The sequence below is a fragment of the Kaistia sp. 32K genome (assembly GCF_016629525.1).
Classification (GTDB): domain Bacteria; phylum Pseudomonadota; class Alphaproteobacteria; order Rhizobiales; family Kaistiaceae; genus Kaistia.
In genome coordinates this window covers 4,877,849-4,903,711 of the sequence record NZ_AP024269.1, presented here as the reverse complement: position 1 = coordinate 4,903,711, position 25,863 = coordinate 4,877,849, and the positions used below count along the sequence as shown (strand labels likewise).

Here is a 25,863-nt window from a genome sequence, read left to right as displayed (position 1 = left end):
GCACCTCCCGGATGAACGGCTGGATGGATCCCCGCCTTCGGGAGGATGACGGCGAGCGTGGGGTGCAGGGAACACTGCGAAGAGGTCGCCCCCTCACCCGCCGGCCTGCGGCCGTCGACCTCTCCCCATGGGAGAGGCAAAAGCGAGCGTCACATCCCGATCCCGCGCGCCATCATCGAGGCGAAGATCACGACCAGCACCAGCATGGCTGTCTCCGCGTGGACCAGGCGGCGGACGCCGGCGATCTCGGCCGGTGACGGCGCGAAGCCGGGATCGGCCTTGGCCGCCTTGCGCCAGGCGAGGATGCGCATCGTCGGCTGGATCGAGATCAGGCCGAGCGCCGCGAAGGCGATGATCTTCGCCCAGAACACCGGATTGCCGATGTAGAAGGCGGAGCCCTTCAAGCCCAGGAACACCCGGCCGAAGCCGGCGAGGATGAGCAGCGTCGCCGCGCCGCCATAGATGGCGTCGACGCGGCCGAGCTTCTCCACCGCCGCGCCGGAAAGGCCCGGCTTCAGCAGCATGAGCTCCATCGTCAGCACCGCGACGATGGCGAAGACGAGCAGGAAATGGGCGATGGCAAGCAGCAGATCGACGAGCATCTCATGTCCCCGTGGCGTGGAACCCTTAACCCTGCGTGATCTTGCCTAGATTCCCGCCGGACGGGAACCCGTCACCCATTTGTGCACATGCGTCATGAAGGCGGTGGCGAAAAGCGGCGTCAGCAGATTGAGGATCGGGATCGCCAGGAAGGCGGCGATGACGAAGCCGGCGAGGAGCACGGTCACCGCGTTGGCGCGCCGGAGCGCCCGCGCCTCGGCGACCGGGCGGAAGCGCGACGCCGCGGTTTCGAAGAATTCGCGCCCGAGCAGGTAGCCGTTGCCGACGAAGAAGGCGACGAGGTTGACGCCCGGGATCAGGAGCAGCAGCAGGCAGACGAGGTTAACCAGGATCACCGTCGCCGTGAAGCCGAGCGTCGAGACGAGGCTGTCGACGAAGGAGAGCCCTTTCCCGGGCGGGTCCTGCGGATAATGCGTCGTCTCGACGATCGCCGCGATGTCGTCGGAGAACAGCCCCGCCATCAGCGCCGAGACCGGCGCGATCAGGAAGCCGAGGCCGATGATCAGCCCGAAGCCGGTGACGATCGCGACCGAGGTGTTGATCCAGGGTTGGCTCGGCCAGTCGGCGAAATGCACCACCAGCGCCTGCAAACCGAACCAGACGAGGATCAGGAGCACGAGCGTCAGGCCGAGCGACTTCCAGAGCACCGAGCGGAAGGGCGGCGTCCAGATGTCGGTCAAGGCGAGCCAGGCGGCCTGAAGCATGCGGAATTCCCGTGGGATGGCGAGATCTCGCAGACAGGATGGCGGCGCCGGCGCCATAAGGCAATCCGCCGCGTCGGAGGGTGGCCGGACGGCGCCAATCGTCGGGTAGTTGCGTGGCGAACGACCGGCTGTATAGTCCGGCACCGTCACTTCATCGGCCGGTCGGCCAATTTTCCTATCAGGATCTCAATATGACGGAAGCCCGCTACGACGTTCTCGGGATCGGTAACGCGATCGTCGACATTCTGGCGCGGGCGGAGGAGAGCTTCCTGGTCGAGCAGCAACTGGCGAAGGGCTCGATGCGGCTCGTCGACATGGTCGAATCGAAGCGGCTCTACGACGCCATGGGCCCGGCGATCTCCGCCTCCGGCGGCTCGGCCGGCAACACCGTCGCCGGCATCGCCTCGCTCGGCGGCGCCACTGCCTTCGTCGGCAAGGTGGCGGACGACGATCTCGGCGCCGTCTACCGGCACGACATGCGCGCGATCGGCGCCACCTTCGACGTCGCGCCGCTCGTCGTCGGCGCTCCGACGGGACGCTGCATGATCTTCGTCACGCCGGACGGCGAGCGGACGATGAATACCTATCTCGGCGCCTGCCACGAGCTGACGCCGGACGACATCGACCCGGCGCTGTTCTCCGATACCAAGATCACCTATTTCGAGGGCTTCCTGTGGGACGCGCCCAGCGCCCGCGACGCCTTCTTCAAGGCGGCCGACATCGCCCACAAGGCCGGGCGGCAGGTGTCGCTGACGCTCTCCGACGCGTTCTGCGTCGACCGCTTCCGCGGCGACTTCACGCGGTTGCTTCGCGACGGCACGATCGACATCCTGTTCGCCAACGAGGTCGAGCTGAAGTCGTTCTACGAGACGTCGAGCTTCAACACGGCGCTGAAGGCGCTCCGGCAGGATTGCCGCATCGCCACCGTCACGGTCGGCGCCGAGGGCTCCTATGTCGTGACGCCGGACGGCATCGAGCATGTTCCGGCGACCGTGGTCGAGAATGTGGTCGACACCACCGGCGCCGGCGATCTCTACGCCTCCGGCTTCCTCTATGCCGTCGCCAAGGGCCTGGATCTCAAGACGGCGGCGGCGCTCGGCTCGCTGGCGGCGGGCGAAGTGATCAACCACATGGGCCCGCGCCCGGCCACCTCGCTGGTCGAGCTGGCGCGGCAAGCCGGCTACGCGATCTGAGCCGGAAACCAGGCCGGTGGGCTTGTCCCCCGGCCGTCCCGGGCTTGTCCAAAGGCTTGTCCCCCGACTTATCCCAGGGGTTATCCAAAGGGTTATCCAAAGGGACTTCATTCTCGTGATTGACAAGGCGGCGAGGCACCCTTAGGTATCCGTCCGCGCCCAGATGGCGGAATTGGTAGACGCGCACGGTTCAGGTCCGTGTGACGAAAGTCGTGGAGGTTCGAGTCCTCTTCTGGGCACCAATTTCTGCAAAAGCCTCGCTTCCGAACCGGATGCGGGGCTTTTGCTTTTTGGGGCCGCGGATCGGCTTCGGCCTGCTGGCGCTGATCGAGCTTCGGCTCGCCTATGCGGGCTCGCTCGCGGGGCCGGCCAACTGGCCCTGACGCCCGTTTCCGCCGGGCGACGGCTCAGGCGCTGCGGCAGCAGTTGCGGCCGGCGTGCTTGGCGGCGTAGAGCGCCTTGTCGGCCCGCGCCATGACGTCCGTCACCGCGGCATCGCCGGGCGCGAGCGAGGAAACGCCGACGCTGATCGAGATATCCGGCAGCTCCGGCGCCGCGCGGCTCGCGGCCTCGACCCGGCTGCGCAGCCGCTCGGCGATGGCGAGCGCGCTCTCCGAAGTGGCGCCCGGCAGCAGCACGCAGAACTCCTCGCCGCCGACCCGGCCGGCATAGTCGCCGGCGCGGCAATGCGACTTGCAGATGCCGCCGATCAGCGCCAGCACCTCGTCGCCCTTGGCATGGCCGAAGCGGTCGTTGACCGACTTGAAGTGGTCGGCATCGATCATCAGGCAGCTGAGCGGCGAGCCGCCCCGTCCGGCGCGGCGAAAATCGCGCCCCGCCTCGCTCAGGAAGGCGTTGTGGCGCAGCACCCCGGTCAGCCCGTCGATCGTCGCGGCGAAATTCAGGTCGATCCGGTCCATCGCCAGCGCGGCGAGATCGGTCAGGATCTCGACGTGATCCTCCAGCACTTCCCGCGGCTTGTCGTCGATGGCGCAGAGCGCGCCGACCACAAAGCCCTCGGCGGCGCGGAGCGGCACGCCGAGATAGAAGCGGATGTTGGGATCGCCGAGCACCAGCGGATTTCCAGCGAAACGGGGATCGCGGCGCGCGTCCGGGACGCCGACGCGGCGGTCGAGGGCGACGACATGCGAGCAGAAGGAATCGCAGCGCGGGCCGTCCGCCCGGGCGATGCCGTGCGTCGACATCAGATATTGTGTGTCCTTGCCGATGATCGAGACGGCGGACGACCGGACTCCAAGCGCGAAGGTGACGATCCGCGTGATCCGGTCGAGCGCCTCGTCATTGTAGCCGCTGACCAGCGTATAGCGCTCCATCGCGTCGAGCCGGCCGAGCTCGCGCTCCGTCAGGGCGAGGTGGTCATAGGTCGTCGTCTGGCCGTGCATGGGCATTTCCACAGCTTGGAGAGTGATCGCTACCTAGCATCAAGTCCGATGCCGGCCAAGAAGTGTGCAGGAGGCGCCAAGAAGCGGCCCTAAGCCACCCGAAAGCGCGCTCGCCACCCGTATGGCGCGTATGATCTTTCTTGACATAGCTCATACCGTTTGCTGCATTCGGCGCGATCTCGGGGTTGCAGGCAGGTCGCCGCGCCCCGACAGGCTGTACCGATGCGGGGCTGCATCGATGAACGGGGGCAATCGAATGCGCGTCATCGCCAACAAGACACTCGCCATGGGCCTGGCTCTCGCGGCGGGCATCGCCTTTTCGGGCGGCGGCCTGACGGCGGCCGAGGCGGCGGCGAAGAAGGAGCTCGTGCTCGCCATCGGCGGCGAGCCGGACACCGGCTATGACCCGCTGCTCGGCTGGGGCCGCTACGGCCACCCGCTGTTCCAGTCGACGCTGCTCACCCGCGACGCGGCGCTGAACGCGGTGCCGGACCTCGCCACGGCGTCCACGCTCTCGGACGACCGGCTGACCTGGACGCTGACCATCCGTCCGGACGCGAAATTCTCGGACGGCACGCCGCTTACCGCACGCGACGTCGCCTTCACCTTCAACAAGGCGGCGACCTCCGGCGGCGCGCTCGATCTCTCCGTGATGAAAAGCGCCACCGCGACGGACGACGCGACTGTCGTCATCCGCCTGAAGAAGCCCTGGATCACCTTCACCGAGAATTTCTACTCGCTCGGCATCGTGCCGGAGGCGAGCTACGGCGCCGGCTATGCCCGCGCGCCGGTCGGCTCCGGCCCCTACGAGCTGGTGTCGTGGACGCAGGGCGAGCAGCTGATCGTCAAGGCCAATCCGCACTATCACGGCAAGGCGCCCGCCTTCGACAAGATCACCTTCCTGTTCACCGGCGAGGACACCAGCCTGGCGGCCGCCGGCGCCGGCCAGGTCGACGTCGTCTCGGCGCCGGCGACCGTCGCCGACAACGTGCCGAACGGCTTCAAGGCCGTCGTCGCCCGCACCGTCGACAATCGCGGCCTGACCTTCCCGATCCAGCCGGACGAGGGCAAGGTCAACGCCGAGGGCGAGAAGCTCGGCAATGCCGTGACCTCCGACCGCGCCATCCGCCAGGCGATCAATCTCGGCGTCGACCGCAAAGTGCTCGTCGATGTCGCCCTGCATGGCCACGGCACGCCGGCCTACGGCCCCGCCGACGGCCTGCCCTGGTCCAACCCGGAAGCCGCCGTCGCCTATGACCTCGGCGCCGCCAAGGCCCTGCTCGACGCGGCCGGCTGGGTTCCGGGCGCCGACGGCATCCGCGTCAAGGACGGCGTCCGCGCCGCCTTCCCGATCCACTATCCCGCCTCCGACTCCGTCCGCCAGGCGCTGGCGCTGACGATGGCCGAGCTGCTGCTGCCGCTCGGCATCGAGGCGAAGCCGCTCGGATCGACCTGGGAGGCGATCGAGCGCGTGATGCATTCCGAGCCGGTGATGTTCGGCTGGGGCAGCCACAGCCCGCTCGAGGTCTACAGCCTCTACCAGAGCGGCTTCGGCGGCATCGACTATTACAACCCCGGCTATTTCGCCAATGAGACGGTCGACCGCCATCTGGCGGAAGCGCAGGCGGCGGCGAGCCTCGAAGCCTCCTATCCCGCCTGGCAGAAGGCCGAATGGGACGGCACGACCGGCTTCGGCCCGAAGGGCGATGCCGGCTGGGCCTGGCTCGTCAATCTCGACCACGTCTATTTCGTCAACCAGTGCCTCGACGTCGGCGCGACGCAGATCGAGCCGCATGGCCATGGCTGGCCAATCACCGCCTCGATCCAGAACTGGAAATGGACCTGCGACTAGCCCGGACCTGGACTAGATCCCTGCCCTGCCGCGTCCTCCCGACGCGACGGGGCATTTCCTTCGCTCGAAACCGCTCCGGGCCCGCTTCGTGAAATCCTGGTCCCTCTTCCTGGCAACCCGGCTGATCCGGCTGGCGCTCGTGCTGGCCGCGGTGGCGCTGGTCGCCTTCGCGCTGGCCAAGATGTCGCCGGTCGATCCAATCAACGCCTATCTCGGCCCCGACATCGCCAAGGTCGGGCCGGAGCAACGGGAACGGATCGCCGCCCTCTGGGGGCTCGACCAGCCGGTCGGCGTCCAGTTCGCCAAATGGTTCGGCAACATCCTTTCCGGCGATCTCGGCTGGAGCGTCACCTACAACGCCCCGGTCGCCGAGGTGATCGGCTCGCGCTTCCGCACCTCGCTGGTGCTGATGGGGCTCGCCTGGGTGCTTTCCGGCGTGCTCGGCTTCACGCTCGGCGTCGTCGCCGGCACCTGGCAGGGCGGCTGGGCCGACCGGATCATCCGCGTCTACGCCTATGTGCTGGCCTCGACGCCGACCTTCTGGATCGCCATCCTGCTTTTGATGGTGTTCTCGGTCGGCCTCGGCTGGACGCCGGTCTGCTGCGCCGGGCCGGTCGGCGTGCTGCCGGAGGACGTGACGACGCTGGAGCGCATCCGCCACCTGCTGCTGCCGCTCGCCGCCCTCTCCATCCTCGGCATCTCGCAGATCGCCCTGCACACGCGCGCGAAGATCATCGAGATCATGCGCTCCGACTATGTGCTCTATGCCGAGGCGCAGGGCGCGTCGCGGCTCGACATCGCCGTTCGCCACGGCGCCCGCAACGCCATGCTGCCAGCGATCACCGTGCTGTTCGCCTCGCTCGGCGAATTGTTCGGCGGTTCGGTGCTGGCCGAGCAGGTGTTCGCCTATCCGGGCCTCGGCCGCGCGACGATCGAGGCCGGCGTTCGCGGCGATGTTCCGCTGCTGCTCGCGATCACGCTGTTCACCACGCTGTTCGTCTCGCTCGGCAACATGACGGCCGACGGGCTCTATCGCCTGGTCGACCCGCGCATGACCGGCGCCGACCCGGATGCCGCCACGGGGTACACGCCATGACGCTCGTTGCCCCGCGCCAGGAAGCGCTGCCGCGCCCGCGCCTGAACGGCCGCATCGTGGCGGCGGTCGTCGCCGGATCCGGCCTCGCCGTCGTGCTCGGCGTGCTGATCGCCGCCGCCCTCCTCGGCCAGAGCGGCATCCGCGCCGATTTCGCCGCGCGCCTGCTGCCGCCGTCGCTCGCCCATCCCTTCGGCACCGATCCGATGGGCCGCGACATGCTTGCCCGCACCCTCAAGGGCCTCGCCGTCAGCCTGAAAGTCGGGCTGCTCGCGGCGACGATCTCCGTCGTCATCGCCACGGCGCTGGCGCTCGCCGCGGCGACGCTCGGCCGCGCCGCCGACGCCGTCGTGTCGTTCCTCGTCGACGCCACCATGGGGCTGCCGCATCTCGTCCTGCTGATCCTGATCTCGTTTGCGCTCGGCGGCGGCACCACGGCGGTGATCATCGCCGTCGCCGTGACGCACTGGCCGCGCCTGACCCGCATCCTGCGCGCCGAGATCCTGCAGTTGCGGCATGCGGATTTCGTCGTCGCCTCGCGCCGCTTCGGCAAATCGTGGGGGTTCATCGCGCGCCGCCATTTTCTGCCGCATCTCGCGCCGCAGATGCTGGTCGGGCTGGTGCTCTTGTTTCCGCACGCCATCCTGCACGAGGCGGGGCTGACCTTCCTCGGCTTCGGGCTCGAGCCGTCGCAGCCGGCGATCGGCATCCTGCTGTCGGAATCGATGCGCTATCTGACCGCCGGCCGCTGGTGGCTCGGCCTGTTCCCCGGCCTCTCGCTGCTCCTCGTCGTGCTCTGCTTCGACGCCATCGGCAACGGCCTGCGGACGCTCACCGACCCGCGCGCCAGCCAGGATTGATCATGCTGGAAATCGAAGGCCTCTCCCTGCACTTCCGCCGCTACGATCGCCTGTTTCGCCATGTCGAGGCCGAGGCGCTGACGGCGATCTCGCTCCGGCTGGCGGCGGGCGAGGTGCTGGCGATCGTCGGCGCGTCCGGCTCCGGCAAGAGCCTGCTCGCCCATTCGATCTTCGGCATCCTGCCCGGCAACGCGGTGCTCCGCGGCACGATCCGCTTCGACGGCAAGATCCTCGACCCCGCCGCCAAGGCCGCGCTCTGCGGCCGGCGGATCGGGCTGGTGCCGCAATCCGTCAGCTATCTCGATCCGCTGGCGCGCAATGGCGACCAGCTGCGCTGGGCGGCGGCCCGCTCCGGCCGGCCGCGCGCCGAGATCGGAAACCTCGCCGACGCCGCGCTAAAACGCTTCGGCCTCAATGGCGATGTGGCGCGCGCATTCCCGCACAGCCTCTCCGGCGGCATGGCGCGGCGGCTCGCCATGGCGATCGCCACGATCGGCCAGGCCGACCTCGTCGTCGCCGACGAGCCGACCAACGGGCTCGATCCGGAGAATGCCGAGCGCGTGCTCGACAGCCTGGCCGGGCTCGCCGGGCGCGGCAAGGGCGTCATGCTGATCACGCACGATCTGGTCTCGGCGCTCCCCTATGCCGATCGCGTCGCCGTCATGGATGGCGGAAGGCTGATCGACGTCGAACCGGCCTCCGCCTTCACCGGTTGCGGCGACAGGCTCCGCTCCGCCTATGCCCGCGCCCTCTGGCGCGCCCTGCCGCAGAACGAATTTGGTGACGCCGAGGCGTCTGCGGCCGAAGTGTCCACGGCTTGGGCCGGCGAGGCGCGGACGGGCGAGGCTCTCCAGCATGCTTGAGGCGCGCGACATCCGCTTCGGCTTCGGCGGCAAGGGCAAAACCATCCTGGACGGGGTTTCGCTCGCCGTAGCGCCCGGCGAGATCGTCGGGCTGTCGGGGCCGTCCGGCATCGGCAAGTCGACGCTCGGACGTATTCTGGCGCAGCATGTACGTCCGCAGGCCGGCCGGGTGCTCGTCGACGGCGGACCGGTGGCCGGCGACGGCTTCCATCCGGTGCAGTTCCTGTCGCAGTCACCGGTTCTCGCCGTCAATCCGCGCTGGCGCGTCGGCCAGATCCTCGCCGAGGCCTGGCAGCCGGACGCGGAGACCTGCACGGCGCTCGGCATCCGACCCGACTGGTATCCTCGCTATCCGCACGAGCTCTCGGGCGGCGAGCTGCAGCGGGTCGCCATCGCCCGGGCGCTGGCCCCTGGCCTCCGCTATCTCATCGCCGACGAGATCTCGGCCATGCTCGACGCGCTGACGCAGGTCCGGATCTGGACGTTCCTGAAACAGCTCGCGGCCGATCGCAACATCGGCATCCTGGCCATCAGCCACGACCAGGCCCTCCTCGCCCGCATCTCGACCCGCTGCGAAACGATCGGCGGCGGGCGGGCCTGACAACGAGGTCCGCATCTTCCCTTCACCTCTCCCTGAGGGAGAGGTGAGCAAGGGCGCGCGCGATTGCTCTGCGAAGTTCACTTGAACAACCCATGCGTGCATACCCGCGATTGACACGGCAGCCGCATCCTCCATCCTTTCACTGGCAAAAGGGAGGGCGGAGATGGACGAAAAGCTGATCAACAGGTTTGGAGCCGACCGGTTGGCGTCACGACAGGTCGATGAACTCATCGGTCTTGCGCGAGGCCTGCTCGCCGACGGAAAGATCAATCAGGCGGAAGTCGAGTTCCTGCAGAAATGGCTGGCCAACAACATCGACCTGAATGATCAGCCGCTTATCGGGACGCTCTATCAGCGCGTGAACGACATCCTGGCGGATGGCATCGCGGACGAGGACGAGAAGGCGGAGCTCTTCGACACGCTGTCACGATTCGTCGGCCGTGATTTCGAGCTCGGGGAAATCACGCCATCATCGTCGCTGCCCCTCTGCAGCCCGGCGCCAAGGCTATCCTTTTCCAACAAGCGATATTGCTTCACGGGGACCTTCAACTATGGCCAGCGCAAGCATTGCGAAGCGGCGGTTGCGGAGCGCGGCGCGACGGCCAGCGGCGTCTCGATGAAGACGGATGTTCTGGTCATCGGCGCCTATGCCACGAGCTCCTGGAAACACTCGACGTTCGGCAACAAGATCCTTCAGGCCGCCCAGTGGCGCAGCGAAGGCGTTCCGATCTCGATCGTCTCGGAGGCGCATTGGGTGAAGCACCTCTGATCGGCCGGATGGAACCGGCGGCGAGCCTCCCCGCCGCCGGCTCTTCATCGTCAGGCCGGGATCGGCGCGTCGGCGCGGAGCAGGCCTTCGGCCTTCAGGTCGGTCCAGAGCGAGGCCGGCACCGGCCGGTCGAAGGCGGCGCGGTTGCGTTTCGTCTCCTCGGCCGAGACCGAGCCCATCACCAGCGAGGCGACGGCCGGGTGGCCGAGCGGGAACTTCAGCGCCGCGTCGGCGAGCGTCACGCCATGCGCCTCGCACACCTTCTGGATCTTCGCCACGCGGTCGAGAATCTCCGGCGGCGCGTCGCGATAATTGTACTTGGCGCCGGGGATCGGGCCGGTCGCGAGGATGCCCGAATTGAACACGCCGCCCAGCATCATGCCGATGCCCTTCTCCTCGGCGAGCGGGAAGAAGCTGTCGAGCGCCGGCTGCTCGAGCAGCGAATAGCGGCCGGCCAGCAGCATGGCGTCGAAATCGCCGGCGCGGGCGAAGCGCTCGCACATGTCGGCCTCGTTGAGGCCGACGCCGATCGCGTCGATCACCTTCTCGGCGCGCAGTTTCTCGAGCGCCTTGTAGGCGCCCTCCATCGCCGCCTTGAAGTGGCCGTCAACCTTGTCCTTGCCATGCGTGTAGACGTCGACGTCGTGGATCAGCACGATCTCGATACGGTCGGTGCCGAGGCGCAGCAGCGACTGCTCCAGCGAGCGCATGGCGCCGTCATAGGAATAGTCGAGCCGGGCCGGATGCGGCAGGCCGCCGGCGAAGTTCGGCGGCTGGGTGTTGCCGTCGGCCGGCTGGTTGAGCGGGTCCATCCAGCGGCCGACCTTGGTCGACAGCACATAGGATTTTCGCGGCACGCCGCGCAGCGCCGCGCCGATCCGGTGCTCGGCCAGGCCGTGGCCGTAGAAGGGCGAGGTGTCATAGAGCGTGACGCCCGCCTCGACCGCCGCCTCGACGGCGCCGCGCGCCGTCTTTTCGTCGAGACGGTTGAAGAGATCCCCGAGCGGCGCGGAGCCGAAGCCGAGCGTCGTGACCGGGATGCCGGTCCGGCCGAGCGGACGCGTTTCAAGTGCCATGGCGTTTCATTCCCTGCAGGTTCGATTCTGACGGCAAGGATCGCGGGAAGGATCGTCGCGAGAATTCGCGCGCGCCCCACGCGACTTCGTGCCCGAGGCCGCGCGCCCCCGCCGTCAGCGCGACAGGTTCCGACGCCGTCTCCTGCCCCGTCAAGGCCCGGCAGCACTCGGCCGGCGCTTTCAACGCCTCTTCCGGCACAGCGCCGGCCCGGACAAGCAAAGGGCCGCCTGGAGGCGGCCCTTGCGCGCATTGGTGGACCTTGGGTCGGACCTGGGTGCAACCCTTGGCCCGGATCCGCTACTCGTTGACACCGTTCGATACGCTGTCACGGCCGCTGCCGTCGGAGAAGCCGCTGTCTTCCTGCAGGCCCACGGTGTTGTTGTCGTTCTTGGTGATGATGACATGCTCACCGGAATAGACGCCGCGGAGCAGCAGCGGCTGGCTGACCCTGTAGGTGCCGCCGCCGCCGATCGAGATCGTGCCAGCGGAGGGGTTGACGCCGGTCACCACGCCGCCAAACGTTTCGGCGGCGAAGGCGGAACCGCCAGCCAGCAGGCCAGCGAGCGGGAGAATGAAGAGAAGCTTACGCATGGCATCTTGTCCTTGATCCGAAACTGTCCCCCGCCCTTTTGAGAGATGGCCCCGGCCGGCGCGGCGACAATCGGGTCCGGCCAACATGAACAAAATTTCATCCGGCAGCCATATAATGGACAGAGCTTCCGGCCGGGCGGACCGGCCGGTTTCCGGGCCGAAACGGGTTCGGAAAAAGGAATGCCCCGGGCGGGAAGCCGTCCGGGGCGAGATCGAAAACGGTCCCGGCGCCGCGCAGCGCGACGTCCGGATCAGGGAAAAGCGACGGTCTAGTTGTCGCCAGCGCCGGCATAGGAACTATCTTCCTGGATGCCGACCGTATTGTTCGGGTTGACCGTGACGATCACGTGCTCGCCCGGTGCGACGCCATGCAGAAGCATCGGCTCGCTGACCTGGAAGGTCGAACCACCCAGAAGGGTGACTTCACCCGTCATCGGGTTGGTCCGGGCTACGACACCACCAAAAGTGTCGGCGGCAAGCGCCGATCCGGTGGTCAGGATGAGGCCCGACAGGGCCAGGATCATGGTGATTTTCTTCATTTCAATTCTCCGGCGGATTGTCATCGATCTGCCCGCCAGCCCGAGCCTGACGTAACGTTACACCCCGCCCATAACAACCCGAATGACCGAAAGGTGATCCCGCCGCGATCGGCCATCCGCCCCGGTAGCCAAGCCCGGGACGGTGCGCTAGAGCAGGGACAGCTTGGGGAATGGGGGTTCGGCAATGCGCCTGTCAGCTTTGGCTTTCATCACGCTCGGTGGCCTGTTTTGGGCCGGACCGGTACTGGCCGACACCGCGGCGGCGACCCGTGGCAGCAAGGTCGTCGACCAGTGGTGCCGGGATTGCCACCTGCGCGCCGGCGACAAGCCGGACCCGGTGATGGCGCCGCGTTACGAGGACATCGTCCGCCGCAAGGGCCGCGACGAGGCCTATTTCCGGAAATTCCTGCACGAGGACCATTTTCCGATGACGATCTTCCGTTTGCGCGAGGACGAGAAGCGCGACGTGCTGGCCTATCTGATGTCGCTGAAGAAGAAGCGCTGACGGCTCGCGGCAGGCTCCTGCCTCGCCGATCCGGCGTGAATTCGTCGACTCGCACCCGGCTTTCGCCACCACCGAAGGCCCCTCCCCAAGACCGCCGAGGCGGTCTTGACCCTCCCTCAAGGGGAGGGTTCAGGCCTGGCTTGCCCCTTGGGGAGCCCCTTGCACGACACCGTCCCCATCACACTGAGATGGCCCGAAGCCGCGCTGCCCCGTACCACCCGCCGCCGTCATCCCGGCGAAGGCCGGGATCCAGACGCACCGGCCTTTGGCTGACAGGCTAGACCTAGATTTCCTGGCCGGTGTTCATGGGCCCCGGCCTTCGCCGGGGCGACGGAGCCTAACGTCGTCGGTCGACTGTATTACAGGCCAGATAGTTGGAAGGACGGGCGCAGCGAGCCATGGAAAAGACAACGCCGCCGTGACCGCGGGCCGTCGCATGGGTTCTGTTCAGGATGGGGTCTGTCCGGGATGGCGTCAGGGGCGCGGCAGGCCCAAAATGCGAAAAGCCGCCCGGGTGGGCGGCTTTCGGAGGAGAATTGGTGGAGCCAATCGGAATCGAACCGACGACCTCTTGAATGCCATTCAAGCGCTCTCCCAACTGAGCTATGGCCCCACTTTCTCTCGAAGAACCGAGGGGTTGGGACCCCCCGGGAACGGCGCAACTCTTAAGCCGCGCTCTTTTCCAAATCAAGCGCCAATTCAGAAATTTGAATTGGCGCCTGTGGATAGTCTCAGGACTCTTCGTCCTCGACGCCGCCGATGATGCCGGCCACGTCGTCGCCTTCCTCTTCCTCGTCCTCGATGAACACGTCATCGACTTCGTCATCGGCGATCTCAACTTCGTCATCGTCGCTCTCGACGGCGCTCGCGCCGCCGGACGCCTCTTCATCCGCCTCTTCCAGGCTGACGAATTCCGCGTCCTTGACGACCTCGTCCTCGATCTCTTCGTCTTCGTCGTCCGTCACGTTCGCCGGCCGCGCCTTGGCGGCAGGCCCGCTCTCGAAGAAGGAGCGGGGATACGAGACGCCCGTGAAGGGCGAAACGATAGGGTCTTTGTTCAGGTCGTAGAACTTCTTGCCCGTTTCCGGGTCGACCCGCTTGGTGCCGAGTTCCGCTTTCGCCACGTCGTGCCTCATCGGTTAAAAGAGCGGTGCTCCCATAATCACTCACATCGGCCCTGTCAAAAGCATTTCTGGACCGCGATCCAGGCCGGGATCGAAGCCGCAATCCGAGGCGCCCCCAATGCCGCCCCCCAAGGCCGCCTATGCCGGATGACGCGGCCGGCTCGCCGTGCTATCCGACGACCGTCCGTTCTGGTCTCTGAGCCCGCATGCGCGACCACCCGTTTCGCACCTGCCGAACGCCCGAGGAGCCCGATCCCATGTCGCCCATCCCTCGACAGCCAGCCCCGCTGACGGCAACCGCGGCGGGTCCGTTCACCGGACGCGTCCGCGTCGCCGGCGACAAGTCGATGTCGCATCGTGCGCTGATGCTGGGCGCCTTGGCAATCGGCGAAACCCGGATCGACGGCCTGACGGAAAGCGACGACATCCTGGCGACGGTTTCGGCGATGCGGGCCTTCGGCGCGCTGGTGACGCGGCCGGCGCCCGGCGCCTGGCGCGTGCGCGGCCTCGGCGTCGGCGGCTTCCTCGAACCCGAGGACATCATCGACTTCGGCAATGCCGGCACCGGCGTGCGCCTCGCCATGGGTCTGGTCGGCAGTCAGGCGATCGCCGCCACCTTCACCGGCGACGCCATGCTGCGCGGCCGCAGCTTTGGCCGCTTCCTCGATCCGCTCCGCCGCATGGGCGTGCAGGTGATCGCGCGCTCGAACGACCGCCTGCCGATGACCATCAAGGGGCCTGATGTCACGCTGCCGCTCGAATACCGCATGCCGGTCGCCTCGGCGCAGGTGAAATCAGCGGTTCTGCTCGCCGGTTTGAACACGCCGGGCGTCACCACGATCATCGAACCGGTCGCGACGCGCGACCATACCGAGCGCATGCTGGCGAGCTTCGGCGCGGCGATCGAGATCGACCGCAACGCCGACGGCGAGCGCGTCGTCCGCCTCGAGGGCCGGCGAGACCTGAAGGCGCAGGCCGTGACCGTTCCGGGCGATCCGAGCCTCGCCGCCTACCTGGTCGTCGCGGCGCTGCTGCGCGACGGCTCCGACCTGACGATCGAAGCCGTGCTCCTGAACCCGATGCGCACCGGCCTGATCGAAACCCTGATCGAGATGGGCGGCGACATCGCCGTCTCCAACCGGCGGGCGCTCGGCGGCGAGGAGGTCGGCGACATCCGCGTGCGCTCGAGCCGGCTTCGCGGCATCGTCGTGCCGCCCGAGCGGGCGCCGTCGATGATCGACGAATATCCGCTGCTCGCCATCGCCGCCGCCTTCGCAGAGGGCACGACGCGGATGGACGGGCTCGGCGAGCTCCGTTTGAAGGCGTCGGACCGCATCGCCATGGTCGCCGCCGGCCTCGCCGCCAACGGCGTCGCCGTCGAGGAAGGGCCGGAATCGCTCGCCGTCACCGGCGGCGCCACGTCGATCGGCGGCGGCAGGGTGGCGACCGGCCACGATCCGCGCGTCGCCATGAGCTTCCTGGTCCTCGGCATGGCCGGCCATGTCGGCGTGACGATCGACGATTTCGGCCCGGTGCAGACCAGTTTCCCCGAATTCCAGAGCCTGATGAGCGGGCTCGGAGCGCATTTCGAAAAGGCGGAGCCTCCCGCAGCATGATCATCGCAATCGACGGACCCGCCGCCGCCGGCAAGGGCACCATCGCCGTCAAGCTCGCCCAGCACTACGGGCTCAACCATCTCGACACCGGCCTGCTCTACCGCGCCATTGGCCGCCTGATGGCCGAGAAGGGGCTCGACCTCGACGATCCCGTCGCCGCCGGCGAGATCGCCCGCGCGCTGAAGCCGGCCGATCTCGGCCATGCCGATCTGCGCGGCCGCGAGGCCGGCGAGCTCGCCTCGCGCGTCGCAATCCATCCCGAGGTGCGCGCCGCGCTGGTCGATTTCCAGCGCGATTTCGCCCGCATGGCCCCCGGCGCCGTGCTCGACGGCCGCGACATCGGCACGGCGATCTGCCCGGACGCCGACGTCAAGATCTTCGTCACCGCCTCGCCGGAAGTGCGCGCCCGCCGCCGCACCGACGAGCTCAACGCCAAGGGCCGCGACGTGCCCTATGAGCGGATCCTGGCCGAGATCCTGGAGCGCGACGAGCGCGATTCGCATCGCTCCGCCGCGCCGCTGCGCCAGGCCGACGACGCCGTCCGCCTCGACACGACGGCGCTCGACGCCGACGCCGCCTTCGCCGCCGCGGTGGCGATCGTCGAGGCCGGACACGACTGATTGATCGTTTTACGCCTCCGGAAGGGCGGAAATCGGCCAGTTTTACCTTGCCGCACGGGCATCGAGCCTATATAGAGCCCCAGATCTGCGAAGTCCTGACGTCGACGGGCATCCCCTGGATGCGGCGCCGGCGTCGGAATTTCATGGAAAAACACCCGTATCCCGGTCTGGAAGCGTCGGTCCGCCACATGCGGTTGCCCCGATATCCGTCGAGGGCAGGATCGTGATTTCGGGTTTCAGCAACACCAACCGCCGGCGCATGCCAGAGATGGCACCAGGAGTTTTCATGGCTGTTACCAATCCGTCCCGCGAAGATTTCGCCGCCCTTCTCGAAGAGTCCTTCCAGAACGAAGACCTTTTCGAAGGCAGCGTCGTCAAGGGTACGATCGTTGCTATCGAGAAGGACCTCGCCGTCATCGACGTCGGTCTGAAGACCGAAGGCCGCGTGGCGCTCAAGGAATTCAACGGCCCGGGCCGCGAGAACGCGCTCAAGGTCGGCGATGTTGTCGAGGTCTATCTCGAGCGCGTTGAAAACGCTCTCGGCGAAGCCGTTCTCTCGCGCGACAAGGCGCGCCGCGAAGAGAGCTGGATCCGTCTCGAGGAGCAGTTCAACAAGAACGAGAAGGTCACGGGCGTCATCTTCAACCAGGTCAAGGGTGGCTTCACCGTCGATCTGGACGGCGCCGTCGCCTTCCTGCCGCGCTCGCAGGTCGACATCCGTCCGGTCCGCGACGTCGGCCCGCTGATGCACACGCCGCAGCCCTTCCAGATCCTCAAGATGGACAAGCGCCGCGGCAACATCGTCGTCTCGCGTCGTACCGTGCTTGAAGAGACCCGCGCCGAGCAGCGCTCCGAGCTCGTCCAGAGCCTGGAAGAGGGTCAGATCATCGAGGGCGTCGTCAAGAACATCACCGATTACGGTGCGTTCGTCGACCTCGGCGGAATCGATGGCCTGCTGCACGTCACCGACATCGCGTGGCGCCGCATCAACCATCCGACCGAGGTGCTCTCGATCGGCCAGACCGTCCGCGTGCAGATCATCCGCGTCAACCACGAGACGCACCGTATCTCGCTCGGCATGAAGCAGCTTGAGGCCGACCCGTGGTCGGGCATCGAGGCGAAGTATCCGGTCGGCGCCAAGTTCTCGGGCCGCGTCACGAACATCACCGACTACGGTGCGTTCGTCGAGCTCGAGCCGGGCATCGAAGGCCTGATCCACGTCTCCGAGATGTCCTGGACGAAGAAGAACGTCCATCCGGGCAAGATCGTCTCGACCTCGCAGGAAGTCGACGTGATGATCCTCGAGGTCGATCCGGTCAAGCGTCGTATCTCGCTCGGCCTGAAGCAGACCCTGTCGAACCCGTGGGAGAGCTTCTCCGAGAAGTACCCGATCGGCTCGATCGTCGAAGGCGAAGTCAAGAACAAGACCGAGTTCGGTCTGTTCATCGGCCTCGACGGCGACGTCGACGGCATGGTCCACCTGTCGGATCTCGACTGGAACCGTCCGGGCGAGCAGGTCATCGACGAGTACAACCGCGGCGACATCGTCAAGGCGCAGGTGCTCGACGTCGACATCGACAAGGAGCGCATCTCGCTCGGCATCAAGCAGGTTGGCGGCGATCCGTTCGTCGAAGCCTCGGGCGAGCTCCGCAAGGGCGCGGTCGTGACCTGCGAGATCCTGGCTGTCACCGAAGCCGGCCTCGAAGTCCGCATCGCCGACACCGACCTGACCTCCTTCATCCGTCGCGCCGACCTGTCGCGCGACCGGTCGGAGCAGCGTCCGGAGCGGTTCGCCGCCGGCGAGAAGGTCGATGCCCGCATCACCAACTTCGACAAGAAGGCCCGCAAGGTCGCCGTCTCGATCAAGGCGCTGGAAATCGCCGAAGAGAAGGAAGCGGTTGCGCAGTACGGCTCGTCGGATTCGGGTGCGTCGCTCGGCGACATCCTCGGCGCCGCCCTCAAGGCCCGTCAGGACAACGACGAGTAATAAGACAACGACGAGTAATCGTCGCTTCCCGCGAAAATCAGGAAACGCCCCGGCTCGTCCGGGGCGTTTTCGTTTCTACGCCCCCGCTTGGCCCCGCTTGCCGCCCGCCGGTTTGATTTCGCGTCGCAAAACAGATAACCCCTTGTGCCTTCGCGGATATCCGGAGACGCACAGTCATGAGCCTCGACGCGGACCAGATCATCGACCGCCGCCGCCTCCGGCGGAAGCTGACCACCTGGCGCATCCTTGCCTTCCTGGCGGCCGCGCTCGCGGTCGTCGGCGGCGCGCTGCTGGCGGCCGGCCCCGAGGGGATCACGGGCCGCTCGCGCCCGCATATCGCCCGCCTCAGCCTCTCCGGCTTCATCTCCGAGAACCGCGACCAGCTCGAGCTGATCGAGAAGATCGGCAACAGCCCGGCCGTGCAGGGCGTCATCGTCTCGATCAATTCCGGCGGCGGCGCCACCACCGGCGGCGAGGCGCTCTACGACGCCATCCGCAAGCTCTCGGCCAAGAAGCCGACCGTCGCCTCGATCCGCACCATCGGCGCCTCGGCCGCCTATATGAGCGCCATCGCCACCGACCACGTCGTCGCCTATCGCAGCTCGATCACCGGCTCGATCGGCGTCTTGTTCCAGTCGCCGGAAGTCAGCGCCGCGATGGAAAAGCTCGGCATCAAGCTGACCGAGGTGAAGTCGTCGCCGCTGAAGGCCGCGCCCTCGCCCTTCGCGCCGCCGACGCCGGAAGCGCTCGCCGTCATCGACAGCCTGATCCGCGATACCTACAACTGGTTCGTCGACATCGTCGCCGAGCGGCGCAAGCTCGACCGCCCGAGGGCGCTGGCGCTCGCCGACGGCCGCGTCTTCTCCGGCCACCAAGCGCTCGAGGCCGGGCTGATCGACGAGATCGGCGGCGAGGAGGTAGCGATCGCCTGGCTCGCCAAGGAAAAGGGCGTCGACGCCAAGCTCCGTGTCATCGACTGGAAGCCCGAGGAATCGTCGCTGCCCTTCTCCTTCAGCAACGCCGCGATCGTGTGGCTCGCCCGCGAAATCGGCGTCTCGCCCGACTTCCTGCGCGCCTCCGGCATCGCCGACCTGATCCCCGCCAGACTCCAGCTTGACGGTCTCCTATCCGTTTGGCACGCTCCCTCCGGTCTGAACGACGCTGAGGGGGCGCCGCGGTGATCAAGTCCGAACTGGTACAGAAGATCGCGGAGCAGAATCCACACCTCTATCAACGGGATGTGGAGCACATCGTGAACTCGATCCTCGATGAGATCATCGAGGCTCTGTCACGCGGAGACCGGGTGGAACTGCGCGGCTTCGGCGCGTTCTCGGTCAAGAACCGCCCGGCCCGCCAGGGCCGCAACCCGCGCACGGGCTCGAAGGTCGAGGTCACGGAGAAATACGTGCCCTTCTTCAAGACGGGCAAGGAGATGCGCGAGCGTCTCAACGACGGTGACGATGAGTAGGCGAATTCGATGAAGAAGGTTCTGGCGATCGTCATCTTCGTTCCGATCGCAATCGTCGCGGTCGCGCTGTCGGTCGCCAACCGCCACGACGTCGCCCTGTCGCTCGATCCGTTCAATACAACCGATCCCGCCGTCGTCGTCGCCATGCCGCTCTATGCGCTGGTCTTCGCGGCCATCGCCGTCGGCATCGTCCTCGGCGGCGTCGCCACCTGGCTCGGCCAGGCCCGATGGCGTCGCCAGGCCCGCCGGCTGAAGCACGAGGCGAAGGACATGCGCCGCGAGAACGCCCAGTACCGGGCCGCCTCGACCAGCCCCGCCACCGCGCTTCCCGCCATCCGCCGCGACGCCGCCTGATCGCGCGGTCTGCACAGGCGCCCGCGTGCTCGAAACGCGCACCGGCACCGCTCTCGACGCGAGACCTTCGCGCGTCGCTGTCCGGCCGTCATGCAGGGCTCTATCTTCATCATCCTGAGGTGCCCGAGCGGAGCTCGGGCCTCGAAGGACGCACGATCTCGATGCAATCGATCGATGGCACTGCCGCTCTGCGTGCTTCGAGACGGCCCTGCGGGCCCCTCAGCATGATGAGGGTGGTGTTTTCGCCCGAAGGGATAAAAAGGGTGAAGGTTCCCCCCGACGCAACGCCGCGCGAAGGGGCCGGGCCATCATCTTGCTTGGACTTGCGCGCGCTTTCGTGCCAAACCCTTGCGCCATCCCTTGCGGGATCCGTGAAGCCCATGATGGTTGACCCATGTCCGTGATCGTCAAAATCTGCGGTCTTTCGACCGAGGAGACTGTCGACGCCGCGCTTGCCGCCGGCGCGGACATGATCGGCTTCGTCTTCTTCCCGAAGAGCCCGCGCTTCGTGACGACGGAACGCGCCGCGACTTTGGCCGAGCGCGCCCGCGGCCGCGCCGGGATCGTTGCGCTCACCGTCGACATGGACGATGCCGGCCTCGCCGAGATCGCCCAGACGGTGAAGCCCGACTGGCTGCAGCTGCATGGAAACGAGAGCGTCGACCGCGTCGCCGCGGTGCGCCACGCGTTCGGCCTGCCGGTGATGAAGGCGCTCGGCATCGGCGGGACGGAAGACCTCGCCCGCGTGCCGGCTTACGCCGAGGTCGCCGACCGCCTGCTGCTCGACGCCAAGCCGCCCAAGGGGGCAAAACATCCGGGTGGCAATGGAGTCGCCTTCGACTGGCATCTGCTCGATGCGCTTGACCCCGGCCTTTCCTATATGCTTTCCGGAGGGCTCGACGCCGACAATGTCGCGGAAGCCCTGGCGCTGACGCGGCCCTTCGGCATCGACGCTTCCTCGGGCGTGGAGAGCGCGCCCGGCATCAAGGATCCCGACCGGATCCACGCCTTCATCGCCGCCATCCGCGGCTTTCGACCCAACGCTGACCAAGGCCCGGCGATTGCCGGCGAGAGGATGACGTCGTGACCGCTGCTGTCCAGCCCAACTCCTTCAAGACCGGCCCGGACGAGCGCGGCTATTTCGGCATCTATGGCGGACGCTTCGTCGCCGAGACGCTGATGCCGCTGATCCTCGAGCTGCAGCAGGCCTATGAGGACGCCAAGGTGGACCCGGCCTTCAAGGCCGAGCTGCAGGCGCTCTCGACCTATTACGCCGGCCGGCCGTCAAAGCTCTATTTCGCCGAAGGGCTGACCAAGCACCTCGGCGGCGCGCGCATCTTCTTCAAGCGCGAGGACCTGAACCACACTGGCAGCCACAAGATCAACAACTGCCTCGGCCAGATCCTGCTCGCCAAGCGCATGGGCAAGACGCGGATCATCGCCGAGACCGGCGCCGGCCAGCACGGCGTCGCCTCCGCCACCGTCTCGGCCCGCTTCGGCCTGCCCTGCGTCGTCTATATGGGCGCCACCGACGTCGAGCGGCAGAAGCCGAACGTCTTCCGCATGAAGCTGCTCGGCGCCGAGGTCGTGCCGGTCACGGCCGGCAACGGCACGCTCAAGGACGCCATGAACGAGGCGCTGCGCGACTGGGTGTCGAATGTCGAGGACACCTACTACCTGATCGGCACCGCCGCCGGCCCGCATCCCTATCCGGAGCTGGTGCGCGACTTCCAGTCGGTGATCGGCACCGAGGCGCGCGCCCAGATGCTGGAGCAGGAAGGCCGCCTGCCCGACATGATCATCGCCGCCGTCGGCGGCGGCTCGAACGCCATCGGCCTGTTCCATCCGTTCCTGGACGACAAGGATGTCGAGATCGTCGGCGTCGAAGCCGGCGGCCATGGCCTCGACGTCGAGAACGGCCACGCCGCCTCGATGACCGGCGGCCGCCCGGGCGTGCTGCACGGCAACCGCACCTATCTGCTGCAGGATGCCGACGGCCAGATCCTCGAAGGCCATTCGGTCTCGGCCGGCCTCGACTATCCCGGCGTCGGCCCCGAGCACAGCTGGCTGCGCGACACCGGCCGCGTCACCTATGTGCCGATCGTCGACCAGGAGGCGCTCGACGCCTTCCAGGTCTGCACCCGCGTCGAAGGCATCATCCCGGCGCTGGAATCGGCCCATGCCATCGCCCAGGCGATCAAGGTCGCGCCGACCATGGCCAAGGACAAGACCATCATCGTCAACCTCTCCGGCCGCGGCGACAAGGACGTCCACACCGTGGGCAAGCTCCTCGGCATGGACATCTGATCAAGGGCGGCACGATCCACATGACTGAAACCCGCATCGACCGCCGCTTCGCGAGCCTGAAGTCCGAGGGACGGCCCGCGCTCGTCACCTTCATGACGGCCGGCGACCCGGACCCCGCCACCACGCTGGCGCTGCTGAAGGCGCTGCCCGGCGCCGGCGCCGACGTGATCGAGCTCGGCATGCCGTTCTCCGATCCGATGGCCGACGGCCCGGCGATCCAGGCGGCTGGCCTGCGCGCGCTGAAGGGCGGCCAGACGCTCGTCAAGACGCTCGATCTCGTGCGCGAATTCCGCCAGACGGACGACGCGACGCCGATCGTGCTGATGGGTTACTACAACCCGATCTACAGCCACGGCCCGGAAGCCTTCGTTGCCGAGGCCAAGGCCGCCGGCGTCGACGGACTGATCATCGTCGACCTTCCCCCGGAGGCCGATGACGAGCTCTGCATCCCGGCGCTCCAGGCAGGATTGAACTTCATCCGCCTGGCGACGCCGACCACCGACGACAAGCGGCTTCCCGCCGTGCTCGAGAACACCTCGGGCTTCGTCTACTACGTCTCGATCAACGGCATCACCGGCTCGGCAGCCCCCGACGCGTCCCGCGTCGCCGAGTCCGTTGCACGGATCAAGCGCCACACCCATCTACCGGTTTCCGTCGGTTTCGGCGTCAGGACAGCCGAACAGGCGGCAGCGATCGGCGCGAATGCCGATGGCGTCGTCGTCGGCTCGGCCATCGTCTCGGCCGTCGCGGCGTCGCTCGACAGCGAAGGCCGCGCGACCCCCGCGACCGTGCCGGCCGTCCTGGCACTCGTTTCCGATCTGGCGGGCGGCGTTCGCGCGGCCCGCAAATCGGTCGCAGCCTGAACAAGGATTACGCGATGAACTGGATCAACGACGTCGTTCGTCCGAAGATCAAGAGCCTCTTGAACAAGCGCGAGGTTCCCGAGAACCTCTGGATCAAGTGCCCCGAGACCGGCGAGATGGTGTTCCATCGCGACCTCGAGGCCAATCACTACGTGATCCCGAACTCGGGCTATCACATGCGGATGAGCGCGCCGAAGCGGCTCGCCTATTTCTTCGACGAGGGCAAGTACGAGGCGATTTCCGCCCCCGAAGTCGCCGTCGACCCGCTGAAGTTCCGCGACGAGCGCCGCTATACCGACCGCCTGAAGGACGCCCGCACCAAGACCGGCCTGCAGGACGCCGTCCTGGTCGGCGCCGGCACCGTCGAGGGCGTGCCGATGGTCACGGCCGTGCAGGATTTCGACTTCATGGGCGGCTCGCTCGGCATGGCCGCCGGCGAGGCTGTCATCGCCGGCATGGAAGCGGCGCTGAACCGCAAGCAGCCCTTCGTCATGTTCGCGGCCTCCGGCGGCGCCCGCATGCAGGAAGGCATCCTGTCGCTGATGCAGCTTCCCCGCACCACCGCCGGCGTGATCGCGCTGCGCGAGGCGAAACTGCCCTATATCGTCGTGCTGACCAACCCGACCACGGGCGGCGTCACCGCTTCCTACGCCATGCTGGGCGACATCCAGATCGCCGAGCCGGGTGCGCTGATCGGCTTCGCCGGCCCGCGCGTGATCGAGCAGACAATCCGCGAGAAGCTGCCGCCGGGCTTCCAGCGCTCGGAATTCCTGAACGAGCACGGCATGGTCGATCTCGTCGTGCATCGCCACCAGCTGCGCTCGACCATTGCGCGGCTCTGCGGCGTGCTCGGCCCGCAGCCCGCCAAGGTCGCGGCCAAGGGGGCAACGAAGCCCGCCAAGGCCCAGCCGGCGCTTGCCGCACCGGACGCCGCCCTGGCGACCTGATCGCCGCCACGGCACGCCTTATCAACGGATCGGCCGGCCGCCGCGAAGGCGGCCGGTTTGGCGTGGACACGGATCCACGCCACGGCATCGCTTCATGGACCCCGACATGGACCGCAGCACCGTCATCCTGGAGCGCCTGTTCCAGCTCCACCCCAAGGAAATCGACCTCTCGCTCGACCGGCTGAAGCCGCTGATGGCGAAGCTCGGCGCGCCCGAGACGAAGCTCGGCCCCGTGCTGCACATCGCCGGCACCAACGGCAAGGGCTCGACCACCGCCTTCCTGCGCGCCATGCTGGAGGCGGCCGGCCTCTCCGTGCACGTCTACACCTCGCCGCATCTGGTGCGCTTCCACGAACGCATCCGCCTCGGCCAACAGGGTGGCGGCCGGTTCGTCGACGAGGACGCGCTGGTCGACACGCTGCTCGACATCGAAAAGGTCAATGACGGCGCGCCGATCACCCATTTCGAGATCACCACCGCCGCCGCCTTCAAGCTGTTCGCCGACCATCCGGCCGACGTGACGCTGCTCGAGGTCGGCCTCGGCGGCCGCTACGACGCCACCAACATCATCGATCGGCCCGACGTCGCGGTGATCACGCCGATCTCGGTCGACCACGAGAAGTTCCTGGGCAGCGCCCTCGACGGCATCGCGCACGAGAAGTCCGGCATCATCAAGCGCGGCCGGCCGGTCGTCTCCGCGCCGCAGTCGCAGGTCGTGCTCGACGTCATCGAGCGCGACGCGTCCAAGCTCGCGGCGCCGCTCTTCGTCGGTAACCAGGACTGGGTGGCGCATGCCGAGCGCGGCCGCCTCGTCTACCAGGACGAGGACGGGCTGATCGACCTGCCGCCGCCGCGCCTGCCGGGCCGGCACCAGTTCGTCAACGCCGGCACCGCCATCGCGGCGCTGCGCCGCTCCAGCCTCGACGTGCCGGTCGCGGCGATCGAGGCGGGTCTGCAAAACGTCGAATGGCCGGCGCGGATGCAGCGGCTGACCAGCGGCAAGCTGGTCGACCAGGCGCCGCCCGAGGCCGAGCTGTGGCTCGACGGCGGCCACAACCCCGGCGCCGGGCTCGTCGTCGCCGAGGCGGTCGCCGATCTCGAGGAGCGCGTCTCGCGGCCGCTCTACCTGATCGCCGGCATGCTGGTGACCAAGGACCCGGTCGGCTTCTTCCGCCCCTTCGCCGGCCTCGCCCAGCATGTCTACACGGTGCCGATCGAGGGTTCGAACGCCGGGCGCGATCCGGTCGAGCTCGCCGCCGCGGCCGAGGCCGCCGGCATCGCTTCGAGCGCCACGGCAAGTGTCGAAGCGGCGCTCGCCGCCATCCGCAAGGCGCTGCCGCCCGGCATCGCGCCGCGCATCCTGATCTGCGGCTCGCTCTATCTCGGCGGCACCGTGCTCGCCGCTAACGGAACGCTACCGCGCTGATAACAGGCCGAGGTCTGTTAACCCGCATCCGGACATGAAAACGGGGCCGCGAGGGCCCCGTTGAAGTCGTGCATTGTCGGGAGCGATCAGATCGCGCCCTTGATCCAATCCGACAGCCGGCTCTTCGGCGCGGCGCCGACCTGGATCGAGGTCGGCTCGCCGTCCTTGAACAGGATCAGCGTCGGGATCGAGCGGACGCCGTAGCGCACCGCGATGTCGGGATTCTCGTCGATGTTCAGCTTGGCGATCGTCACCTTGCCTTCCAACTCCGACTGGATCTCCTCCAGCGCCGGCGCGATCATGCGGCACGGGCCGCACCATTCAGCCCAAAAATCGACCACGACCGGGCCGGATGCCCCGAGAACGTCGGCGTCGAAGGAGCTATCCGTTACTTTGGCAGTCGCCATGGTAAGCCTCAAAAAGGATGGGAAGAGTGGTTCTAAGGTAGGAACCCGCCCCACCCCGGTCAAGGCAAACGGG

At 67.6% G+C, this 25,863-nt stretch carries 28 protein-coding genes and 2 tRNA genes; 21 read left to right on the top strand and 9 right to left on the bottom strand.

Features of this window, described 5'->3' with window-relative positions; all coding sequences use genetic code 11:
* Positions 1–149: 149 nt before the first annotated feature.
* Complete coding sequence (locus K32_RS22635) at positions 150–602, bottom strand: DUF2214 family protein (protein ID WP_201401655.1); 453 nt, start codon at positions 600–602, stop codon at positions 150–152.
* A 45-nt stretch (positions 603–647) separates the two neighbouring features.
* On the bottom strand, positions 648–1,325 hold the full coding sequence (locus K32_RS22630) for a sulfate transporter family protein (RefSeq protein WP_201401654.1): 678 nt from the start codon (positions 1,323–1,325) through the stop codon (positions 648–650).
* Between the two features lie 191 nt (positions 1,326–1,516).
* Between K32_RS22630 and K32_RS22625 the strand changes: the two genes are divergently transcribed.
* The 3 genes from K32_RS22625 to K32_RS22615 all read left to right on the top strand — a co-directional run bounded on the left by K32_RS22625 (position 1,517) and on the right by K32_RS22615 (position 2,901).
* Complete coding sequence (locus K32_RS22625) at positions 1,517–2,518, top strand: adenosine kinase (RefSeq protein WP_201401653.1); 1,002 nt, start codon at positions 1,517–1,519, stop codon at positions 2,516–2,518.
* Positions 2,519–2,675: 157 nt separating this feature from the next.
* Positions 2,676–2,760 (top strand) — tRNA-Leu (locus tag K32_RS22620).
* On the top strand, positions 2,719–2,901 hold the full coding sequence (locus K32_RS22615; protein ID WP_201401652.1) for a hypothetical protein: 183 nt from the start codon (positions 2,719–2,721) through the stop codon (positions 2,899–2,901). Before K32_RS22620 ends, K32_RS22615 begins: the two co-directional genes overlap by 42 nt.
* 24 nt (positions 2,902–2,925) lie before the next feature.
* On the opposite strand, the gene K32_RS22610 is transcribed toward K32_RS22615, so the two are convergent.
* Positions 2,926–3,921 (bottom strand): diguanylate cyclase, encoded by a 996-nt coding sequence (locus tag K32_RS22610; protein ID WP_201401651.1) that lies wholly within the window; start codon positions 3,919–3,921, stop codon positions 2,926–2,928.
* A 256-nt stretch (positions 3,922–4,177) separates the two neighbouring features.
* On the opposite strand from K32_RS22610, the gene K32_RS22605 reads away from it, so the two are divergent.
* The 6 genes from K32_RS22605 to K32_RS22580 all read left to right on the top strand — a co-directional run bounded on the left by K32_RS22605 (position 4,178) and on the right by K32_RS22580 (position 9,959).
* A complete protein-coding gene (locus K32_RS22605) occupies positions 4,178–5,773 on the top strand; it encodes an ABC transporter substrate-binding protein (RefSeq protein ID WP_244669690.1) in 1,596 nt (531 codons plus the stop codon).
* An 88-nt stretch (positions 5,774–5,861) separates the two neighbouring features.
* Positions 5,862–6,869: an ABC transporter permease gene (locus tag K32_RS22600; RefSeq protein ID WP_244669688.1), complete on the top strand. Its 1,008-nt coding sequence runs from the start codon at positions 5,862–5,864 to the stop codon at positions 6,867–6,869.
* Complete coding sequence (locus K32_RS22595; protein ID WP_201401650.1) at positions 6,866–7,726, top strand: ABC transporter permease; 861 nt, start codon at positions 6,866–6,868, stop codon at positions 7,724–7,726. The genes K32_RS22600 and K32_RS22595 overlap by 4 nt, the downstream gene beginning before the upstream one ends.
* 2 nt (positions 7,727–7,728) lie before the next feature.
* Positions 7,729–8,589 (top strand): ATP-binding cassette domain-containing protein, encoded by an 861-nt coding sequence (locus K32_RS22590; RefSeq protein ID WP_201401649.1) that lies wholly within the window; start codon positions 7,729–7,731, stop codon positions 8,587–8,589.
* Positions 8,582–9,190, top strand: a complete 609-nt coding sequence (locus tag K32_RS22585) for an ABC transporter ATP-binding protein (RefSeq protein ID WP_201401648.1) — start codon at positions 8,582–8,584, stop codon at positions 9,188–9,190. The genes K32_RS22590 and K32_RS22585 overlap by 8 nt, the downstream gene beginning before the upstream one ends.
* A gap of 163 nt (positions 9,191–9,353) precedes the next feature.
* Positions 9,354–9,959 carry a BRCT domain-containing protein gene (locus K32_RS22580; protein ID WP_201401647.1) on the top strand — a complete coding sequence of 202 codons (606 nt, stop codon included), beginning with the start codon at positions 9,354–9,356 and terminating at the stop codon, positions 9,957–9,959.
* 50 nt (positions 9,960–10,009) lie between these two features.
* Here K32_RS22580 and K32_RS22575 read toward each other — a convergent pair whose 3' ends face one another.
* The 3 genes from K32_RS22575 to K32_RS22565 all read right to left on the bottom strand — a co-directional run bounded on the left by K32_RS22575 (position 10,010) and on the right by K32_RS22565 (position 12,166).
* Positions 10,010–11,035 carry an aldo/keto reductase gene (locus K32_RS22575; RefSeq protein WP_201401646.1) on the bottom strand — a complete coding sequence of 342 codons (1,026 nt, stop codon included), beginning with the start codon at positions 11,033–11,035 and terminating at the stop codon, positions 10,010–10,012.
* Between the two features lie 298 nt (positions 11,036–11,333).
* On the bottom strand, positions 11,334–11,627 hold the full coding sequence (locus K32_RS22570) for a hypothetical protein (protein WP_201401645.1): 294 nt from the start codon (positions 11,625–11,627) through the stop codon (positions 11,334–11,336).
* Between the two features lie 269 nt (positions 11,628–11,896).
* On the bottom strand, positions 11,897–12,166 hold the full coding sequence (locus K32_RS22565; RefSeq protein ID WP_201401644.1) for a hypothetical protein: 270 nt from the start codon (positions 12,164–12,166) through the stop codon (positions 11,897–11,899).
* Positions 12,167–12,350: 184 nt separating this feature from the next.
* Between K32_RS22565 and K32_RS22560 the strand changes: the two genes are divergently transcribed.
* Positions 12,351–12,671, top strand: coding sequence for a c-type cytochrome (locus tag K32_RS22560; RefSeq protein WP_201401643.1), 321 nt, complete (start codon positions 12,351–12,353; stop codon positions 12,669–12,671).
* 537 nt (positions 12,672–13,208) lie between these two features.
* On the opposite strand, the gene K32_RS22555 is transcribed toward K32_RS22560, so the two are convergent.
* Both K32_RS22555 and K32_RS22550 read right to left on the bottom strand, forming a co-directional pair.
* Positions 13,209–13,284 (bottom strand) — tRNA-Ala (locus K32_RS22555).
* A gap of 118 nt (positions 13,285–13,402) precedes the next feature.
* Positions 13,403–13,795: a TIGR02300 family protein gene (locus K32_RS22550; protein ID WP_201401642.1), complete on the bottom strand. Its 393-nt coding sequence runs from the start codon at positions 13,793–13,795 to the stop codon at positions 13,403–13,405.
* A gap of 257 nt (positions 13,796–14,052) precedes the next feature.
* Between K32_RS22550 and aroA the strand changes: the two genes are divergently transcribed.
* The 11 genes from aroA to K32_RS22495 all read left to right on the top strand — a co-directional run bounded on the left by aroA (position 14,053) and on the right by K32_RS22495 (position 25,383).
* The gene (gene aroA, locus K32_RS22545) at positions 14,053–15,411 is read left to right on the top strand and encodes a 3-phosphoshikimate 1-carboxyvinyltransferase (RefSeq protein WP_201401641.1); all 1,359 of its coding nucleotides are present in this window, start codon (positions 14,053–14,055) and stop codon (positions 15,409–15,411) included.
* Positions 15,408–16,031, top strand: a complete 624-nt coding sequence (cmk, locus tag K32_RS22540) for a (d)CMP kinase (protein WP_201401640.1) — start codon at positions 15,408–15,410, stop codon at positions 16,029–16,031. The genes aroA and cmk overlap by 4 nt, the downstream gene beginning before the upstream one ends.
* A 286-nt stretch (positions 16,032–16,317) precedes the next feature.
* Positions 16,318–18,018: a 30S ribosomal protein S1 gene (gene rpsA, locus K32_RS22535; RefSeq protein ID WP_201401639.1), complete on the top strand. Its 1,701-nt coding sequence runs from the start codon at positions 16,318–16,320 to the stop codon at positions 18,016–18,018.
* Between the two features lie 176 nt (positions 18,019–18,194).
* Positions 18,195–19,199, top strand: a complete 1,005-nt coding sequence (gene sppA / locus K32_RS22530; protein ID WP_201401638.1) for a signal peptide peptidase SppA — start codon at positions 18,195–18,197, stop codon at positions 19,197–19,199.
* On the top strand, positions 19,196–19,486 hold the full coding sequence (locus tag K32_RS22525) for an integration host factor subunit beta (RefSeq protein ID WP_201401637.1): 291 nt from the start codon (positions 19,196–19,198) through the stop codon (positions 19,484–19,486). Before sppA ends, K32_RS22525 begins: the two co-directional genes overlap by 4 nt.
* Before the next feature lie 9 nt (positions 19,487–19,495).
* Positions 19,496–19,840, top strand: coding sequence for a lipopolysaccharide assembly protein LapA domain-containing protein (locus K32_RS22520; RefSeq protein WP_201401636.1), 345 nt, complete (start codon positions 19,496–19,498; stop codon positions 19,838–19,840).
* 394 nt (positions 19,841–20,234) lie between these two features.
* Positions 20,235–20,927, top strand: a complete 693-nt coding sequence (locus tag K32_RS22515; protein ID WP_201401635.1) for a phosphoribosylanthranilate isomerase — start codon at positions 20,235–20,237, stop codon at positions 20,925–20,927.
* A complete protein-coding gene (gene trpB, locus K32_RS22510) occupies positions 20,924–22,147 on the top strand; it encodes a tryptophan synthase subunit beta (RefSeq protein ID WP_201401634.1) in 1,224 nt (407 codons plus the stop codon). Before K32_RS22515 ends, trpB begins: the two co-directional genes overlap by 4 nt.
* A gap of 20 nt (positions 22,148–22,167) precedes the next feature.
* Entirely contained in the window at positions 22,168–23,010 is an 843-nt protein-coding gene (trpA, locus tag K32_RS22505; protein ID WP_201401633.1) for a tryptophan synthase subunit alpha, read from the top strand.
* Positions 23,011–23,024: 14 nt separating this feature from the next.
* The gene (gene accD / locus K32_RS22500; protein ID WP_201401632.1) at positions 23,025–23,957 is read left to right on the top strand and encodes an acetyl-CoA carboxylase, carboxyltransferase subunit beta; all 933 of its coding nucleotides are present in this window, start codon (positions 23,025–23,027) and stop codon (positions 23,955–23,957) included.
* 106 nt (positions 23,958–24,063) lie between these two features.
* Positions 24,064–25,383, top strand: coding sequence for a folylpolyglutamate synthase/dihydrofolate synthase family protein (locus K32_RS22495; RefSeq protein WP_201401631.1), 1,320 nt, complete (start codon positions 24,064–24,066; stop codon positions 25,381–25,383).
* A gap of 86 nt (positions 25,384–25,469) precedes the next feature.
* Here the strand turns inward: K32_RS22495 and trxA are convergent, their stop codons facing one another.
* Complete coding sequence (gene trxA, locus K32_RS22490) at positions 25,470–25,790, bottom strand: thioredoxin (protein ID WP_201401630.1); 321 nt, start codon at positions 25,788–25,790, stop codon at positions 25,470–25,472.
* Positions 25,791–25,863 lie beyond the last annotated feature (73 nt).